This window comes from Peptostreptococcus russellii, assembly GCF_003012055.1.
Taxonomy (GTDB): domain Bacteria; phylum Bacillota; class Clostridia; order Peptostreptococcales; family Peptostreptococcaceae; genus Peptostreptococcus; species Peptostreptococcus russellii.
In genome coordinates, this window is sequence record NZ_JYGE01000002.1 from 59139 (window position 1) to 76983 (window position 17845).

Genomic DNA, 17845 nt, shown 5'->3' on the forward strand with positions numbered 1-17845 from the left:
TAATAATATTTTAATATATAAATTAGAATTAATCATATAAAAAATAATATGGATAGCTAGGAATCAAATAAACTTTATAAAAAATATAAAAATAAAAATAATTTTATTACTTTTACAAATTTACCCATCATTTATTTGTATAAAATAAATTTGATATAAAGTTTTTAGATTTACAGCAATCGTATTTAAGAGATTTAAATAATATGTATTTGAGTGAGAGGAGAGACTATATGTCAGCTATTGAATTAGTATATGCAAGAGAAGTGTTAGATTCAAGAGGTAACCCAACAGTAGAGGTGGAGGTTATACTTGAAAGTGGAGCTCAGGCGACTGCAATAGTACCATCAGGAGCTTCTACAGGTCAGTTTGAGGCTGTAGAATTAAGAGATGGAGATAAGGGCAGATATTTAGGAAAGGGTGTTTTAAATGCAGTAAGCAATGTAAATGAAATCATTGCTCCTGAAGTAGAAGGAACAGATGCTTTTGACCAACCTGGACTAGATGCTCTACTTTGTGAAATAGACGGAACTCCAAATAAGGGCAAGCTAGGTGCTAATGCTATATTAGGTGTATCTTTAGCAGTGGCTAGAGCTGCAGCAGATGAGATAGGACTACCACTATTCCAGTACTTAGGAGGAGTAAATGCAAAGCAGTTACCAGTTCCTATGATGAATATATTAAACGGTGGAGAGCATGCGGATAATAATGTAGATGTTCAGGAATTCATGATACTTCCAGTTGGTGCAAGTTGTTTTGCAGAAGCTTTAAGAATGGGAGCTGAAGTATTCCATTCATTAAAGAAGGTTCTTGCAGAAAGAGGACTTGCTTGTGGTGTAGGTGATGAAGGTGGATTCGCTCCAAACCTTGATTCAAATAGAGAAGCACTAGAATTAATAGTTGAAGCTATTAAGGGTGCTGGACTAGAGCCAGGTAAGGATATTATGTTAGGTATGGACGTTGCTGCTTCAGAAATGTACAATAAGGAAACTTCAAAGTACGAATTAAAGGGAGAAGGCAAGGTTTTATCATCAACTGAAATGATAGACTTATTCGAAGGTTGGGTAAATGAATTCCCAATTATAACAATAGAAGATGGTCTTGATGAAGAAGATTGGGATGGCTGGAAGGCACTTACTGAAAGACTTGGTAAGAAGATTCAGCTAGTTGGTGACGATTTATTCGTTACAAACACAGAAAGACTAGAAAGAGGTATAGAAGGTGGAGTAGCTAACTCAATACTAATAAAGGTAAATCAGATTGGTACTCTTACAGAAACTCTAGATGCTATAGAAATGGCAAAAAGAGCGGGCTATACTGCAGTTATATCTCACAGATCTGGTGAAACAGAAGATACTACTATTGCTGACATAGCAGTTGCAGTAAATGCTGGACAGATAAAGACAGGTGCTCCTTCAAGAACTGATAGAGTAGCTAAGTACAACCAGTTACTAAGAATAGAAGAAATGATAGGTGAAAGTTCAAGATATGAACAGATAAATTCATTCTATAATTTAGATAAGTAATATATAATAAAATATATAAATAAAAACAGACCCTTAAAAATTTTAAGGGTCTGTTTTAGTGTATAAAAGTTTAGCACATAAAGATTTAGTACATAAAAACTATTAGATAAAGTCTAGCGGACAAAATCTAGTATATAAGGAACTAGTATGTAAAAGTTATAACTTTATATATCTATATCCTAGCCTTATTAAAATTAAATCTAAAATTAGAAGTGAGAAAGTATAATTATTGAGAATTTATAGAAAATTACCACAAATAGTGCTATGATTAAATTATAAATATAGCTTGAAGAAAAGACTTAACAGGAGGTAGCTTATGAATAATAAATTTAAAAATCCTTATTCTAGGAATGGAAAGACTATTTTATTTACCACTCAGGACAAAAAATCTTGGGATATACTAAATGAAACTGGAAGATTTATAAATAAAAAACAATATATAAGGAATCATTTTGAAGATATATCAGAACACTTTATTAAAAGCTATGATTGGTTTGTTAAAGAGACCTCTAAGCGAACACAAAAGCCTAGTGATGTCGAATATCAGATATGGTGTTCAGTAAGTGCTAGAAACTGTATGAGACCATCTGAAGGGGAAATTTGTTATATAATCGAGGTTCCAGATGATGAGATTATGTATTTCAGCGGAATGAAGTGGGATTATGTATTAAATCTTCATTACGTTCCAATAAATGATGAAGATTTAGCATCTTATCAAAAAGAAATAAAAGAAAAGGGTTTTAATAACTCCTATGAATTTATAGAAGGAAGATATTCTAGAATGTTTCCTAAGGAGGTAGAAAAAATAAAAGCTAGTTGGCCTAGAATTTTTGACATAGATGAGTGGAATATATTTGATGTTCAGGCAAACATTTGGCAAATAAAAAAAGAATGGATTAAATCTATTGTCGAAGTTGGTGATAGGATAGCAGATGAATATATACTGGATTAAAAATAGCTATGTATAGCTAGTGAGCTTATTGTATTTTAGATAATTTTGTGTTATAATTATGTTTGAATTTTTATGAGAAAGTAATTGTAACGAGGAGGATATTATGTTAGGAAATGTATTGATGGCTATTCAGGTAGCTTTGAGTATAATAATGATTATAGTAGTATTGCCACAAGAGAGCAAACAAACTCAAACACAGGTATTTATAGAGGATTCATCTTCACAGGCATACTTTAAGCCAAAGGGTAAAGAAGCATTCTTGAATAGAATGACTAAGATAGTGTCTGTTCTGTTTTTTATAAATGCAATAGCCTTGGTAATCGTAATGAAATAATAATGCTAAACATCCTTGCAATCTCTTGATTGTTTGGGTGTTTTTTTATATATTTATACTTTTGAAATTTTAAAATATAAATAGAGCTTTATAAACAGGTTAAGAAAAGAAAGAAAAGTTGTAAATACTAAAAATAGTAGGTATAATTTAATTATATGGAAGAGGAGGTAAGATATGTTACCGAATGATATTAAAGAAAATATATTGGGGCTGATCAATGAAGAGGCTTATAAGCCAAGTAAAAAGGATGAATTAGCCAATATATTTGTTGAAGAAGAAAATGATAGGGAAGAATTTTTCTCTATTTTAGATGAGCTAGCAGAAAATGGAGATATATTTATAAATAAAAGAGGAAAAGTAGGAACTCTAGAAGACTATGAGATGAAGAGGGGAAAGTTCCGTTCTACAAAAAGAGCCTTTGGATTTGTTGAATCTGAAGGGGAAGAAAAAGATGTATTTATTCCTGAAGAGGATAGAAATGGAGCTTTTGAGGGAGATATAGTAATAGCTAAATTGACTAAAGAAGCTACTGAAACGAAAAGACCTGAGGGAGTAATAGTAAAAATATTAAAAAGAGAAAACAAGACTGTTGTTGGATTATTCCAAAAGAGCAAGGCATTTGGATTTGTGCTGCCTGACAATAAAAAATTTGACCAAGATATTTTTATACCAAAGAGTGCTATAAATGGAGCTAAAAACAATGATAAAGTAGTGTGTGAGATTGAAGTATGGCCAAAGGATGGTAAGAAACCAGAAGGAAAAATAATAGAAGTAATAGGTCAATCTGGAGAAAGATATGTAGAGATTGACTCTATAGTTAGAGCACATGGATTAAAAGAAGAATTTCCAAAAAAAGTATTTAATCAAACATCAAAAATACCTGATCATATTTTAGATGAAGAAAAAAAGGGAAGACTAGATCTTACAGAAGAAATCACATACACAATAGATGGAGATGATTCAAAGGATTTTGATGATGCTATTGGAGTAGAGTTATTAGACAATGGAAATTATAGATTGGGAGTCCATATAGCAGATGTAACTCATTATGTAACAGAGCATTCTCCCCTAGATAGAGAAGCACTAGATAGAGCAACATCAGTATATCTTGTGGACAAAGTAATACCTATGCTTCCAAGGGAGTTATCGAATGGTATATGTTCCTTAAATCCGAATGTAGAGAGACTGACGGTGTCTTGTATAATGGATGTGAACCCTAAAAATGGAAGTGTGGAAAGTCATGTAATAAAAAAATCTGTTATAAAATCAAAAGCCAGAATGACATATACTGAAATAAGTAATCTTTTGGAAAATGATGATCCAGAAATGATAGAAAAGTATTCTGATTTTATAGATAATCTTAAAAATGCAGAGAAATTAGCAGAAATACTCAGAGAAAGAAGAGAAAAAAGAGGAGCAATTGATTTTGATTTCCCAGAATCTAAAATTGTGCTAGATTCAAAAGGATATCCTTGCAAAATCGAAGAATATGAAAGAAGAACTTCAAATAAAATGATAGAAGAGTTTATGCTATTAGCAAATGAAACGATAGCAGAACATTTTTATAATTTAAAATTACCGTTTGTTTACAGAGTTCATGAGGATCCATCAGAAGAGAAACTTATGAGGCTAAAAAACTTTATTAGTGAATATGGATACAAAATGCCAAATAGCAAGGGTAATGTAAAACCAAAGGATCTCCAAACAGTATTGGAAAGTATAGAAGATAGGGAAGCCAAACAAGCAATCGGTATGATTATGTTAAGAACTTTAAAGCAAGCAAGATATTCCCCAGAATGTCTAGGACACTTTGGTTTAGCGGCACGATATTACTCTCATTTTACTTCACCTATTAGAAGGTACCCAGATCTTCAGATACATAGAATAATAAAGGAAAGTATAGATGGAAAACTGTCAAGCAAGAGAATAAAGCATTTTTCTGAGATATTAGAAGGGGTGTGCAATCAATCGTCTACTCAGGAGAGAGAAGCAGAATTAGCTGAAAGAGATGTTGATGATTATTACAAGGCAGTATTTATGAGTGATTATATAGATGAAGAGTTTGAAGGACATATATCTGGAGTTACATCGTTTGGAGTATTCATAGAGCTCCCTAATGGCGTAGAAGGTTTAATTAGACTTCAAGATTTGCCTGATTACTTTACTTATCATGAAAATTCAATGATACTTGTAGGTGAGCATACTAAGGCTGTACTAAAGCTTGGACAGAAATTGACAATTAGAGTTTCAAATGTTGATATTCCAACAAGAGAGATAGATTTTGAATTAGTTACAGATATATTCAATAAACATTAAAGTATTAGTCAAATATGATTAGTATAAAATATAAAATAAAATTTGAATATAAAATGTGAATGTAAATATCACATAAATCCGATACTAGACAAGTTTATAATAAGCATGTCTAGTATGGTTGTTTTACTTGAAGTATCAACTGTTATAAAGAAAGAATCGAATAAATGAAGGAGTTTTGTGATGGAAAGAAAGAAAATAGATAAAATATTAATTTATCTTTATTATACATTAGGCTTTGTAGCATTAGCAGGAATTATAATAACTATTTTTTATATGAACAATAAAAGTTTAGTATATAATTCAGATGCATTAGTGCAGCATTATCCAACTCAATTTTATTTGAGTGATTTTTTCGCAAACATATTTAAGGGAGTGAAAAAATTCAATTTTAATCTTGGATTGGGACAGGATGTTATGGCTACATATCATTATTATGGTTTAACAGATCCTCTAAATATATTGTTGGGAATATTTAATTACTTAAATCCAAACACATTATATTGTCTTTCTTTATGGCTTAGGTTATATTTAGCAGGAATTGCTTTTGTGTATATGTGTGTTCATTTTCAAAAAAACAATAAAGTAATAGCACTAGCTGCATTGATTTATACATTTTCAAATTATTCACTATCAGGTGGACTTATGCATCCGTATTTTACAAATGCGATGATTTTGATGCCTTTAATGATAGTAGGTGTTGATAAGATGATAAATTATAATAAGGTAACTTTTTTTATAATTGTTTCTAGTTTATCAATTCTTATGAATGTATATTTTTCATATATAATTGCAGTATTTGCCTTTATATATGCTTTGATTAGTATTTTGTTTGAATTTAAAAAAAATGGACTGGCCAAAACAATGATATTATTTGGAAGAGGTATTATTAGTTACCTAATTTCAGTATTTATAGCAGGATTTGTATTGCTTCCTGTTGCATATAGCTTTTTAAATAGCTATAGAACTCAATCTTTGGCATATGAGATACCTTTTCTTGTCAATGGCTACGATCTGATACATTACTTTATGGATATGTTTAAAAATCCAGATGCATCAACTTTTATAGTTTTAGGGATTTCTATAGCGACACTGTTTGCTATTATTAGTCTATTTTCGAATAAGGGAAGTAAAAAAGTGAAGATAATGCTTGTTCTTTTACTTTTATTGATTGCAGTTCCAAAGCTTCAAAGTGCAGTTACAGGATTTTCATATGACAATTATAGATGGTATTTTGTTTTAGAATTAATGTTTGCTTATATATTTGTAGATCAATTTGAAAATCTTATGAATATGGATAGTTTTAGAAAAAATATTATAAGAATAATAATTTTAGCATATCTTTTGATGTATGTATATGTTGAGATAAACACAGCAAATGCTAGATCTATAGAGTTAACAGATGAAAGATTTTTATTAAATATATTGCCAGTAGTGATAGCTTTAATATTAATGTTTATCTTATCTAGAAAAAATAAGAAGTTTAAAAGAAGAGCATTTATTGCAACAACATTCATATTTTTGGGAGTAAATATGGGTATTTATGGGCATAATACTATAAAACAAGATGTCTTGATGGATGTTAGTGAAATGAATAAAATGATATCTAATGACAGCTTAGAGGCGGTATCCAAAAACACAAAAGGAACTTTGGAAAGAGTTGATAATTCGGATCCTAGAAGTATGAATTTTTCTGATATATATGGATATCCATCTTCTTCGGTTTATTATAGTATAGAAAATCAAAATCTATCAAAGTTTAATATGGTATATAGAAATGCAAAGGCATCTCCAATTACTAGGATGCATAACTTTGACAGCAGGGCTATATTAGATGATATAATGTCTGTAAAGTATTATATAAAAGGTAATGATAATAGAGTTCCATATGGATTTGAGAACATAGGTCATAAAGATATTTATATAAATAAAAATTATATTCCTTTTGCTTTTACTTATGAAAACTATATAAAACCTTATGAAGTAGCTTCACTTAGCACTTTAGATATGCAAGAGGCTATGATGAATGCCTGTTTAATAGAGGACAATATTGGAGATGTTAAACACTTAAACTCGGGTGTATTAAGTGATATTAAGCTCAAAAAAACAGAAGTGAATGTAAAGACTGAGACCAGTGGAAAGGTAACAGCAGGTTCAGGTTATAATATAAAATTAGAATATGAAGCAGAGCATGATGGAGAGCTTTATGTTAAGTTGCCTGATGTAGATTCTATAAAGGGCGTTGAGAGAATTTATTTGACAAGTGAAAATGGATACTCCACAATTGATTTAACAAAGCCAAGCTCAAAATGGTATACAGGTGAAAAGGATGTAATAATAAATGTTGGATTTGTAAAAAAAGGTAGAGGAAAGTTAACTTTGAATTTGCCTACAGATTCTGAATTTATAATGGAAGATATCTCTTTAGAGTTGAGAGATATGAGTATAGTAGATGAAAAGGCAAAAGAACTAGCTAAGGAACATCTTGAAGATCTTAAGTTGTTGGATAGTGGATTTACAGGAAATATTTCCAATGAAGGAAATAAGCTAATGTTTATATCTATTCCTTATGACAAGGGTTGGAGTGCAAAGGTTGATGGAGTAGATACTAAGATATATAAGGCAAATGTTGGATTTATGGCAGTAAAGTTAGAAGCGGGAGAACATACAGTAGAATTTAAATATAAGAGACCTTATCAGACAGCAGGATATATTTTTTCTATATTAGGAGTAATCTTTTTTATATTATATAAGATTAAAAGAATAAGTATAAAAGAAGAGGAAGAATATAGAGGAAAACATTCAAAGCCTGAAGGTTGGATAGAAGATGAAAAATAATATTTTAATTTTATTAAATCATTATATTAAATATAGATTGTACTACTGATTATTGTATTTTAAATAATCAGTAGTCGTCTTAATAATAGTTAAGGTATAAAGGGAAGGTGAAGATATGGCAGGAATAAAAGTATTAGCCACAAATAAAAAGGCAAGGCACGATTATTTTATAGATGAAGTCTATGAATGTGGTATAGAACTAAAAGGTACAGAAGTAAAATCTATTAGAAATGGAAGAATAAACTTAAAGGAAGGATATGCTTCAGTGGACAATGGAGAAGTATTTTTAAAGCAAGTGCATATCAGTCCTTATGAACAGGGAAATATTAATAATGTTGATCCTTTGAGAGTAAGAAAACTATTACTTCATAAATATGAAATTAAAAAGTTAATTGGAGCAACAACTATTAAAGGCTATTCTTTGGTTCCATTAAGAGTATATCTGAAAAATAGTAGAGTGAAGGTAGAAATAGGTTTGGCTAGAGGTAAAAAGCTTTATGATAAAAGACAGGACCTAGCTAAAAAGGATGCACAAAGAAGAATACAGAGGGAATTAAGTCCAAAGTATTGATTTTAGCATCGTTTTATAGTAAAATAGTATTATAAGATAGCCTTGGTATTGATGCGTTTAATACTGAAGGTTATATCCGGGGATGCACCGGTTTCGACGTGGGTTTTGAAGTTGGGGCTGCATGTCGTGTTACTCTGGGTCACGTAAAAACTGGGGAAATTTAAAACAAACGCAAACGAAGAAAATTTATTAGCTGCCTAGTGTAGCTTGTCCCTCTTAGTCTACCTGCCGATTAAGAGCTGACACCATTTATGCAGGGAATTGCTTTAGGGATGTCTTGACCTAGAGTTGATTAATTAAGACTGGACAAATTTGACACCTGTCACTCGGTATCAAAGGAGTCGAGAACATTAAAGAGCTGACTAAACATGTAGATGCAACGATGAATTGGCTTACGGACAGGGGTTCGACTCCCCTCATCTCCACCAAATTAAGGTGAAGCTTATGGAAATACTAAACAATGTTTGGTATTTCCTTTTTTATTATAAATAAATCTAATATTGAGAAATATCATATTTTAAGGGATAGAATTAGATTCTATTAGTAAATTGTATGATCTCAATAATGGAATTTTAGTGATATAAGTCTAAGAAGATAAGTACTCTATATATTCAATAATGATAGAAAGAAAACTATATAAAGAGTATAAAAATTGTATTTTATAAAAGGAGTGTATGCTTTTGCATACACTCCTTTTGAATATCCTCTTTGCAACTATAAGAATTTATAAGAAAAATTAAACTTTAAATGATTATTTTTCCTTGTCTACTTTATTAGTATTATTAGATTTTTTATCATTTTCTAGTATATCACTAGGAATTTTTAGTTTTTTAATATTGTCATAGTCAATTTTTGAAGTCATAGTAATTTTTACAGGGGGATTAGTTCCTCCTATATTATCTATGTAATAAGACAGTCTATTTTCCAAAGTAGTATCCACTTGATATTTAATTACTCTAGAAGTTCTCTGATCTATCCAATAGTATGATTTTGTACCCCTTCTAAGCATTTTTATGGTGTCTTCTATTTCTTTATTATTTTTAAAATAAGGATTAGAAGATAATTTTTCGACAATTGAATTAATATGCTCAAGTTTCCTCTTAGAAGATATTTTTATAGTTCTATTTCCATCTACAACTTCTTCCTTTATTACTTCATAATCAGAGATATTTCCTTGCAAGCTTAACAGTTCTAAAATATAAGGAACTTCACTATTTGATATCGAAATATCTCTTTGAACGCTAAAGTCCTCCTTGCTATTAACTTTATTATAAATATCAACTTTATCATTATGTACAATATAATAAATAGTGATATCTCCAAGACTACCGTTATTAGATATTTTTATGATTTTAGGTTTATTTTCAAGATTTATATCATGAATAGTTTGTCCATATACTTTATCATGATTTTTATATTCTTGATAAACATATGTAGAAATAGTTCTACTTTTATTCTTTAAATTCTCCTTACTATTTACAGAGATTGCTTTTTCTAAGAAGTTTTCCTGTTTGTTATTTTTAATATTCTGTCTATTACAAGATGTAAGAGTCAAACAGATAAGGCTCATGACTACTACCATTAATTTTTTCATGGTTTAGCACCTCCTCTTTATATATAATTTGATTATAACATATCACTATCAATAAGTGTTTACAAATGTTGTATAGCTATTTATAAGTTTCTTAAAAAAATATCAGCATAAAAAGTAAGAAAATATTTTATTTGATTAATAAATATATAAAGACAAAAATATTGTTTTAGGTAAATATTAAAAATTTACTTTGTTTAAGCCTTGAAATTAAGATAAAAAAATATATAAAAGAAAAGCTTCCGTTAGATATATTTAAATACAAGCTTGCTTGTATAAAAGAGCATTTTATAGTAAAATCATATTGTATATAAGTTGGAAAATGAGGATTTTATGGAAAAAATATTAAAATTATACAATAAATATAAAGAGTTAATAAATTATGTTATATTTGGGGGTCTGACAACTCTTGTTAACTTTATAGTATATTTTGCGTGTATAGATGTATTAGCTATACATTATCTACTTGCCAATATAATTGCTTGGTTTTTGTCAGTAGTGTTTGCCTATGTAACTAATAGGCTATTTGTATTTGAGAAGGTGAATTTTTCCCTACGCTCTATAGTCAGAGAGATAATACTCTTCTTTGGAGCTAGATTACTTTCAGGTGCAATAGAAACAGCATCCCTATTTGTGATGGTGAGCCTGATTGGGTTTAGTGAAAAAATATCAAAACTAGCAGTAGCTATCATTGTAGTTATATTGAATTATATCTTTAGCAAATTAATAGTATTTAGAAAGTATCAAAAGTAGATAATAAAAAGTCAATGAAAGCTTAAATTGAATTGATATAAGTTTAAGCTTGTAAGATTTTAAGTATTATTTAAATAGGAGAAGAAGTTCCTATGGTTATAAGTAAAAGCTGTATTAAAATAGTATTTATAGTAGTTTATGGGGGATAATAGATGTTTTTATCGATTATAGTTCCTTGTTTTAATGAGGAAGAGATGGTAGAACGGTTTTATGAGGAAGTATTAGAGCATATAGCAAAAAATAAAAATTTTAGCAAATATGAATTTATATTTATAGATGACGGCTCTAAAGATAAAACTCTATCAAAAATAAAGAAATTAAGAGAAAAAGATAAATCTGTAAGGTATGTTTCATTTTCTAGAAATTTTGGAAAAGAGGCAGGTATATATGCAGGTTTAAAATCTAGTAAGGGAGATTTAGTTGTTCTGATGGATGCAGACCTTCAACATCCTCCGAGTCTATTTGAAAAAATGAGTGACTTAATAGTAAATGAGGGTTATGATAGTGTAGGTGCTATTAGAGAAGATAGAAAAGGTGAAGGAAAGATAAAAAGTTTTTTGAGTAGACAATTTTATAAATTTATAAATAAAATATCAGATACTTATATTGAAGAAAATTCAACTGATTATAGAATGATGACAAGGGATTTTGTAAATTCAGTTTTGGAATTATCGGAATATAATAGATTTACAAAAGGTATATTTAGTTGGGTAGGATACAAGAATATAAAAATAAAGTATGAAAATGTTGAAAGAGAAAATGGTAGAAGTAAATGGAGTCTATTGAGTCTTTTTAAATATTCTTTAGAAGGTATTATATCATTTTCAACATTGCCTTTAATTTTTTCAAGTCTTCTTGGTATAATTTGTTTTTTGGTATCAATTATTATGCTATTGGTATTTTTAATTAAAGCAATGGTATTTGGAGATCCCGTCCAAGGATTTCCAACAATAATTTGTACTATATTTTTCTTAGGTGGTATACAGCTTTTGAGTATAGGAGTTTTGGGGCAATATTTGGCAAAGAGTTATTTAGAAGTAAAAAATAGACCTATATACATAGCCAAAGAAACATCTGAACATAGAAAATAAAATGCAATTATCAAGTTTTATTATTAATATTTAAAAATAAATTTAATGCTAATTAATAGAAAAATAAGAATTACTATAGAAAAAATTACTTAGCTATTATTTTATTAAGTAAAATAGTAGCGTATATATAAACAACAGGAGGAAGTATGACAGCTAAAAAGGATTTAAAAAAGAAAAAGTCCAAAAAAAAAGCAAATAAGGCAAGTTCTAGGGCAAAGAGAAACTTGGGAGCAGATAAAGTAGAAAAGCAAAAGCCAATTGCAGAGGTGGTATCAAAAGATAAAAATATAGCAATTATATCTTTAATTCAAACATCTCTAGTGATGGCTCTTTCAATTGCTATGATTTTGGCAAAACCAGGTAAGGGAATAGGACAGAAAATTATAGATCAAAACATTTTTCTTAGTGAAAATATTTTGACTAGAAATGTATTAATTGCATTTGAAATTATAATAGTTGTATTTGCAGTATTTTTTATATATAAGAGTTTAAAAAATGCAAAACTTAAGAAATTCTATTATACAGGAGTGGCACTATTAACAATAGCATTTGCCTATTGTGCAACTCAGAGTGTGGAAAAATTTACAGTTTACTCATATGGAGTAATAGTTTCATTAGTAGTAGCATTTCTTCAAATGTTTAAGTTACGTTTTATATCAAGGATTGAAGAAACTTACAAGGATGAAGAAGTATCAAATGCCTAAATTTTTATATTAGAGTTTAAGTAAAAAATAGAGTTTATATAAAAAGAATAATAAAAAATAAATAGGGTAAATTAAATAGTAGAGAAAATATAATTTTAGAAGGGGTGATTTAAATGGCAGTAGTAGAATTAACAATTTGTCCATTGGGAACAGGTACTAGCAGTGCTAGTAAATATGTAGCAGGGGCTCAGATAGTATTGAGTGAACAAGATAAGGTAAAGTATATGCTCAATCCTATGGGAACTGTAATGGAAGGTGATTTGGATGAGATATTTGCACTTATTAGAAAAATACAAGAAGATGTATTTGATAAGGGTGTGGATAGGGTTTATTCAATCATAAAAGTAGATGATAGACGTGATAAAGTAGCTAGTATGGAACAAAAGCTAGAGTCAGTTAAATCAAGATTAGAAAAATAAAATTATTTTTTAAATATCATTTTTAGAAGGGGCATTGGAATTTCAATGCTCCTTTTAAATATTCAGCAAAAAAATAATAATAGTGATATAATTTCTGTAAGAGTGTAAGAGTGTAAGAGTGTAAGAGTGTAAGAGTGTAAGAGTGTAAGAGTGTAAGAGTGTAAGAGTGTAGAAATATCTATAATAAATAATAATATAATTTTTCTAGATATAAAAAATAATTAGCAAATAAAGCAGGGAAAGAAACACTTATTAAATTAATTAATAAGTTATTCAAACTTTAAAAAATCTTAATAAATGTATTTGTTTTTTTTAAGTATTTTATGATATTATTAGAATCTAAATGTATAGTGGAGGTTGTTATGGAATTACATGACAGTATAGAAAATATAGTTTTAGAAAATCCTATTAGGATAGTGTTTAGCAATAAAAAAAATAAAAGTAATGAATATGAAAAAGTAAAAATTAATAAAAAAGAGTTAAAGGATAGAGAAATTTATCAGCTTGAAAAATTTACAAAGACACAAGTTTTCCATGAAAACATAGAAAAAGAAGAGCTTAAAGAAAGAATGATTTCTATTATGGATAGCTTTAAACAATTATCTGCAATATCAAAAGAATATAATTTTGATATTAGAATATCTAAAAAGGGAAAGGTGTTTTTCTCAAAACATGAACAAAAGAATAAGATAAATATTAACTCAGATCATAATAAAAAGAAAAATTATATACTTCAAGAAGGGATGATTATTCAGCCTTTAATAGATTTAGGTGTATTTAGCAAGGAAGGCAAGATAATCAATTCAAAGTATGATAAATTTAAGCAGATAAATAGATTTGTGGAAATAATTGACCATGAAGTAAAAAAATATAGAAAAAGATTACTCTAAAGAGAGTGGAAATGTTTTGCACATACTTGATTTTGGTTGTGGAAAGTCATATCTAACATTTATTATATATTATTATTTTACAGAAATAAAAAAGATGAATGTTAGAATTACGGGATTAGATCTTAAGAAAGATGTTATAAAAAACTGTAATCAAGTAGCAGAGAAATATAATTATAAAAATTTAAAATTTGAACTAGGAGATATAAACGGTTATAAGTATGAAAATAATGTGGATATGGTAATAACACTACATGCCTGTGATACGGCAACTGATTATGCTCTTTTTAATGCAATTAACTGGAATGCTAAGATGATATTTTCAGTTCCTTGTTGCCAACATGAAATTAACTCTACAATTAATCCAAATAAATTAGATATTTTGACTAAGTATGGTATTGTTCAGGAGAGAGTATCAGCACTATTTACTGATGCTATAAGAGCAAATTTACTAGAAGCTATGGGGTATAAAACACAGTTATTGGAGTTTATAGATATTGAAAATTCACCTAAAAATATACTTATAAGAGCTGTTAAGACAAATATAAGTAAAGACAAAAAGAGAAAAGCCATTGATGAAATAGAAAAAATGAGAGAAGAGTTTAAATTTGATCAAACTCTATACAATTTATTAAAAGATAGATTAGAAGTTTTATAAATAGAAAATTATAGAGTTGAATAATAAAGCTAGTCAAATTGTAACTTTTATCGGAAAAATAAGGTAAATGTAGAAAATATAATTATGATAAGTTACAAAAATTAAAAGAAATAAAAAAACAGTTTAAAATTATTACAATAAAGAAAAGAAAGATAAAAATTAATATTCACAAGAAAAATAGTGATATAATATATTATAAACTTAAAAAACAATATAGTATAATATGAGGTATGAATAATGAAAAAGTTAAAGTATATAATCTTACCTATTCTTATTGCTGCGGGCTTTACATTTGGTCTTAATCAGTATTTGAATAAAAAGAACATAGAAATGCTGCATACAAAAGATCTATATATGACATTGCACGATACAAAGAGTTTAGTGAAGGATAAAGGGGTTTTTGTCAATAATCACTTGATGAGGGATGGTGATATTATGATGCTTGGATCATCTGAGCTAAGTCATTCAACAAAACAACATCCTGATTACTACTTTAATACGGGAAGAACAAAAAACGGTGTGATTACGATTGGAAGAGCTTATACTCAGACATTGCAAGATGCAAGTATAGTGGGTAGTTTAGATAATAATATCTCAGAAAAAAAGGTGGTATTATTGCTTTCAATGCAGTGGTTTATGGATAAAGAAGGTGTATCGCCACATCACTTCCAGACTAGGTTTTCGCCAATACAATTTTACAGATTTTTAGATAATCCGAAAATATCAGATGATGTAAAACATAGATATGCAAAAAGAGTTAATGAATTATTGAAAAATCCTGGAGAGTATAGAGATGAAGCATTGTATGCAAAGATGTATATAGATAAATCATTTAAGGCTAATGTAATGAAAACAATGTTTAGTCCTTATTATTCAGTAAGAGAATCAATGGTTGCTATGAAGGACAAGGGGATTAGTTATAAAAAATTAGATTCTATGTATGATAAAGATGAGGTTAACTACAATATAAAGGGTAAGATTAATTGGGAAGAAGAAATGAAAAAGGCACAAAGTGATGCTGAAAAAAGAGTAGGTAAAAAAGCTGAAGTTTTGGGTGGAGATAGACTTTATATAGACAAGGGTTACTATAAACAGTATATACGTAATAAAGATGACTACTTTAAGAATGTATATAACTATGTAGACTTAAATAGTTCTAAAGAATTTGATGATTTATCAATATTTTTAGATACTTGTAAAGATCTAGGAATTAAACCTACAATTGTATTAATACCTGGTATGAATGAATTTTACGACTATACTGGTATAGATAAAAATGAAAGAACAGAGTTTTTTGATAAAGTTAGGAAAACAATAAATCCGTATGAACATAATCTAGTGGATTTAACAAAAAATGAAGTAAGAAGATATTATTTAAGAGATGTAATGCATCTTGGCACAGTTGGTTGGGTAGACCTATGTAGTCAGGTGTATGATATTTATGAGAGATAGGTGATTTAAATGGATAATAAAAAATATATTTATATGTCAGTATTAATAGTAATAGCTATAATAATGTGTATATTAGTGTTTACTTTTCTTCCATTTAAAGAACTTCCATTTATATATAATGAATTTTAGTCGGAGGTGAGAAGATGAAAAATATTATCAAAGGAGTAAAAAAATACTCTAAAACTGATAGGGTAGCTCTTATATGTGGAGAGGATATTCTAACGTACAAAGATTTAGACAAGTATTCAGACTTGATAGCAAATTATATCTTAGGAAAGTATGATGAAAAGATAGCTGTAGTAATCTATGCAAATAAAGAAAGATTGATACTGCCTTGTATGATCGGGGCTTTAAAATCAGGAAGAGCATATGTGCCTATGGATACAAGTTTTCCAGAACAAAGAGTAAGAGATATACTATCTTCTGTAAAACCGAATATATTATTTAATTTTTCTGATGAAGATTTCTTTTTCAATGAAGATGGAAGTATTAGGGATGAGTTTAAAGATATAGAAATAATAGATAGAAAAAGACTTGAAAATTTTATAGAAAGTAATTTAAATGGAGAATTATCAAGAGAAGTAGCTCAGGAAAAATGGGTGGATGGAGATGAAAATTCATATATTTTGTTCACATCAGGATCGACTGGTAAGCCAAAGGGAGTAGAGATAAGTACTTATAATCTGGATAGCTTTATCAATTGGATGAGCCCAATACTAGGGCTTGATGGTAGTGAAAAGATAGTGATGGATCAGCCAGCCTATTCATTTGATTTAAGTGTGTCGCAGTTATATCCAGGAATAACAAATGGTGCTACTTTGTACTCTTTTCCAAAAAAGATTGTAGCAGATTTCAAATCCTTATTTATGGAAATGAAAAAATCTAATATGGAAGTGTGGGTATCTACACCTTCTTTTGCAGGAATGTGTTTAGCTGATAGAGAATTTAATGAAAATCTTCTTCCTAAGCTAAGAAAAATGTTATTTATAGGGGAAGTGTTGCCAGTTGAAGTGGCAAAAAAGTTATATGAAAGATTTCCTAATATAGAAGTAATAAATGGCTATGGTCCTACAGAGGCAACGGTTGGTGTTAGTCATGTAGTCATAGAAGAGAAGCATATAAACTCAGGAGAAAGTCTTCCAGTTGGTGTTCCTATGCCAAACTGCACAATCAAAATTTTGGATGAAGACGGTAATGAAGTAAAGGATGGAGAAAAAGGTGAAATATCTATAATAGGACCTTCAGTATCAAAAGGCTATTATAAAAACGAAGAAAAAACAAGAATAAGTTTTTATATTGATAAAAGTGCCAACATAGAAAAAAAAGATGAACGCTTTGATGAAGATTTAAATAATCTTAGATTTAGAGCATATAGAACAGGTGATATCGGAATGATACTTCCAGATGGAAATATTAAATATAGTGGCAGAAAAGATTTCCAGATAAAACTACACGGCTATAGAATTGAAATAGAAGATATAGAGAATAATTTGAGAAAGCTGGAAAATATTAAAAATGCGGTAGTGTTACCTATTTATAAGAATGAGAAAATAGCTTATCTAAAGGGCTTTGTTGAGTTAGAAGAGGAAAATGGAAAAAGTAATCTTAAAAATCAGATTGCTATAAAAAAGCAATTAGCAGAACTAATACCAGAATATATGGTCCCAAGAAATATAAGAGTAGTAAGTTCATTTCCTATGAATACAAATGGAAAAATAGATAGAAAAAAACTTTCTGAAGAAGTTTAGTAGGAGGAAAA

General features: G+C 28.9%; 15 protein-coding genes and 1 other RNA gene. 15 read left to right on the forward strand and 1 reads right to left on the reverse strand.

What is annotated here, in order from left to right; translation table 11 throughout:
• Window positions 1-230 precede the first annotated feature (230 nt).
• The 7 genes from eno (at window position 231) to ssrA (ending at window position 8959) form a co-directional block, all read left to right on the forward strand.
• Complete coding sequence (eno, locus tag UF10_RS01225) at window positions 231-1523, forward strand: phosphopyruvate hydratase (protein WP_106776033.1); 1293 nt, start codon at window positions 231-233, stop codon at window positions 1521-1523.
• A 316-nt stretch (window positions 1524-1839) separates the two neighbouring features.
• Window positions 1840-2475 (forward strand): DUF3841 domain-containing protein, encoded by a 636-nt coding sequence (locus tag UF10_RS01230; RefSeq protein WP_106776034.1) that lies wholly within the window; start codon window positions 1840-1842, stop codon window positions 2473-2475.
• Window positions 2476-2578: 103 nt separating this feature from the next.
• Window positions 2579-2809 (forward strand): preprotein translocase subunit SecG, encoded by a 231-nt coding sequence (gene secG / locus UF10_RS01235; RefSeq protein WP_207654540.1) that lies wholly within the window; start codon window positions 2579-2581, stop codon window positions 2807-2809.
• Between the two features lie 174 nt (window positions 2810-2983).
• On the forward strand, window positions 2984-5125 hold the full coding sequence (gene rnr, locus UF10_RS01240) for a ribonuclease R (protein ID WP_106776036.1): 2142 nt from the start codon (window positions 2984-2986) through the stop codon (window positions 5123-5125).
• Between the two features lie 180 nt (window positions 5126-5305).
• Window positions 5306-7960, forward strand: a complete 2655-nt coding sequence (locus UF10_RS01245) for a YfhO family protein (protein ID WP_106776037.1) — start codon at window positions 5306-5308, stop codon at window positions 7958-7960.
• A gap of 115 nt (window positions 7961-8075) precedes the next feature.
• Window positions 8076-8531, forward strand: a complete 456-nt coding sequence (gene smpB, locus UF10_RS01250) for an SsrA-binding protein SmpB (protein ID WP_106776038.1) — start codon at window positions 8076-8078, stop codon at window positions 8529-8531.
• Between the two features lie 78 nt (window positions 8532-8609).
• Window positions 8610-8959: a transfer-messenger RNA gene (ssrA, locus tag UF10_RS01255) on the forward strand.
• A gap of 323 nt (window positions 8960-9282) precedes the next feature.
• Here the strand turns inward: ssrA and UF10_RS01260 are convergent.
• Window positions 9283-10125 carry a hypothetical protein gene (locus UF10_RS01260; protein ID WP_106776039.1) on the reverse strand — a complete coding sequence of 281 codons (843 nt, stop codon included), beginning with the start codon at window positions 10123-10125 and terminating at the stop codon, window positions 9283-9285.
• A 330-nt stretch (window positions 10126-10455) separates the two neighbouring features.
• Here UF10_RS01260 and UF10_RS01265 point away from each other — a divergent pair, with 330 nt between their 5' ends.
• From UF10_RS01265 to dltA, 8 genes are all read left to right on the forward strand, one after another.
• The gene (locus UF10_RS01265; protein WP_106776040.1) at window positions 10456-10875 is read left to right on the forward strand and encodes a GtrA family protein; all 420 of its coding nucleotides are present in this window, start codon (window positions 10456-10458) and stop codon (window positions 10873-10875) included.
• A gap of 152 nt (window positions 10876-11027) precedes the next feature.
• Window positions 11028-11966 (forward strand): glycosyltransferase family 2 protein, encoded by a 939-nt coding sequence (locus UF10_RS01270; RefSeq protein ID WP_106776041.1) that lies wholly within the window; start codon window positions 11028-11030, stop codon window positions 11964-11966.
• 146 nt (window positions 11967-12112) lie between these two features.
• On the forward strand, window positions 12113-12670 hold the full coding sequence (locus UF10_RS01275) for a hypothetical protein (RefSeq protein WP_106776042.1): 558 nt from the start codon (window positions 12113-12115) through the stop codon (window positions 12668-12670).
• Window positions 12671-12783: 113 nt separating this feature from the next.
• Entirely contained in the window at window positions 12784-13089 is a 306-nt protein-coding gene (locus tag UF10_RS01280; RefSeq protein ID WP_106776043.1) for an MTH1187 family thiamine-binding protein, read from the forward strand.
• Window positions 13090-13451: 362 nt separating this feature from the next.
• Window positions 13452-13979 (forward strand): hypothetical protein, encoded by a 528-nt coding sequence (locus UF10_RS09425; RefSeq protein WP_330403880.1) that lies wholly within the window; start codon window positions 13452-13454, stop codon window positions 13977-13979.
• 16 nt (window positions 13980-13995) lie between these two features.
• Window positions 13996-14634 (forward strand): class I SAM-dependent methyltransferase, encoded by a 639-nt coding sequence (locus UF10_RS09430; protein ID WP_334293812.1) that lies wholly within the window; start codon window positions 13996-13998, stop codon window positions 14632-14634.
• Window positions 14635-14871: 237 nt separating this feature from the next.
• Window positions 14872-16086: a D-alanyl-lipoteichoic acid biosynthesis protein DltD gene (gene dltD / locus UF10_RS01290; RefSeq protein WP_106776044.1), complete on the forward strand. Its 1215-nt coding sequence runs from the start codon at window positions 14872-14874 to the stop codon at window positions 16084-16086.
• 143 nt (window positions 16087-16229) lie between these two features.
• Window positions 16230-17834, forward strand: coding sequence for a D-alanine--poly(phosphoribitol) ligase subunit DltA (gene dltA / locus UF10_RS01295; RefSeq protein ID WP_106776045.1), 1605 nt, complete (start codon window positions 16230-16232; stop codon window positions 17832-17834).
• Window positions 17835-17845 lie beyond the last annotated feature (11 nt).

Coding starts and splice junctions, on each gene's coding strand:
- UF10_RS01260 (WP_106776039.1), bottom strand. CDS start 10,125: ATGAAAAAATTAATGGTAGTAGTCATGAGCCTTATCTGTTTGACTCTT.
- dltA (WP_106776045.1), top strand. CDS start 16,230: ATGAAAAATATTATCAAAGGAGTAAAAAAATACTCTAAAACTGATAGG.
- dltD (WP_106776044.1), top strand. CDS start 14,872: ATGAAAAAGTTAAAGTATATAATCTTACCTATTCTTATTGCTGCGGGC.
- UF10_RS01245 (WP_106776037.1), top strand. CDS start 5,306: ATGGAAAGAAAGAAAATAGATAAAATATTAATTTATCTTTATTATACA.
- UF10_RS01270 (WP_106776041.1), top strand. CDS start 11,028: ATGTTTTTATCGATTATAGTTCCTTGTTTTAATGAGGAAGAGATGGTA.
- UF10_RS01230 (WP_106776034.1), top strand. CDS start 1,840: ATGAATAATAAATTTAAAAATCCTTATTCTAGGAATGGAAAGACTATT.
- UF10_RS01265 (WP_106776040.1), top strand. CDS start 10,456: ATGGAAAAAATATTAAAATTATACAATAAATATAAAGAGTTAATAAAT.
- rnr (WP_106776036.1), top strand. CDS start 2,984: ATGTTACCGAATGATATTAAAGAAAATATATTGGGGCTGATCAATGAA.
- smpB (WP_106776038.1), top strand. CDS start 8,076: ATGGCAGGAATAAAAGTATTAGCCACAAATAAAAAGGCAAGGCACGAT.
- UF10_RS09425 (WP_330403880.1), top strand. CDS start 13,452: ATGGAATTACATGACAGTATAGAAAATATAGTTTTAGAAAATCCTATT.
- UF10_RS01275 (WP_106776042.1), top strand. CDS start 12,113: ATGACAGCTAAAAAGGATTTAAAAAAGAAAAAGTCCAAAAAAAAAGCA.
- eno (WP_106776033.1), top strand. CDS start 231: ATGTCAGCTATTGAATTAGTATATGCAAGAGAAGTGTTAGATTCAAGA.
- UF10_RS01280 (WP_106776043.1), top strand. CDS start 12,784: ATGGCAGTAGTAGAATTAACAATTTGTCCATTGGGAACAGGTACTAGC.
- secG (WP_207654540.1), top strand. CDS start 2,579: ATGTTAGGAAATGTATTGATGGCTATTCAGGTAGCTTTGAGTATAATA.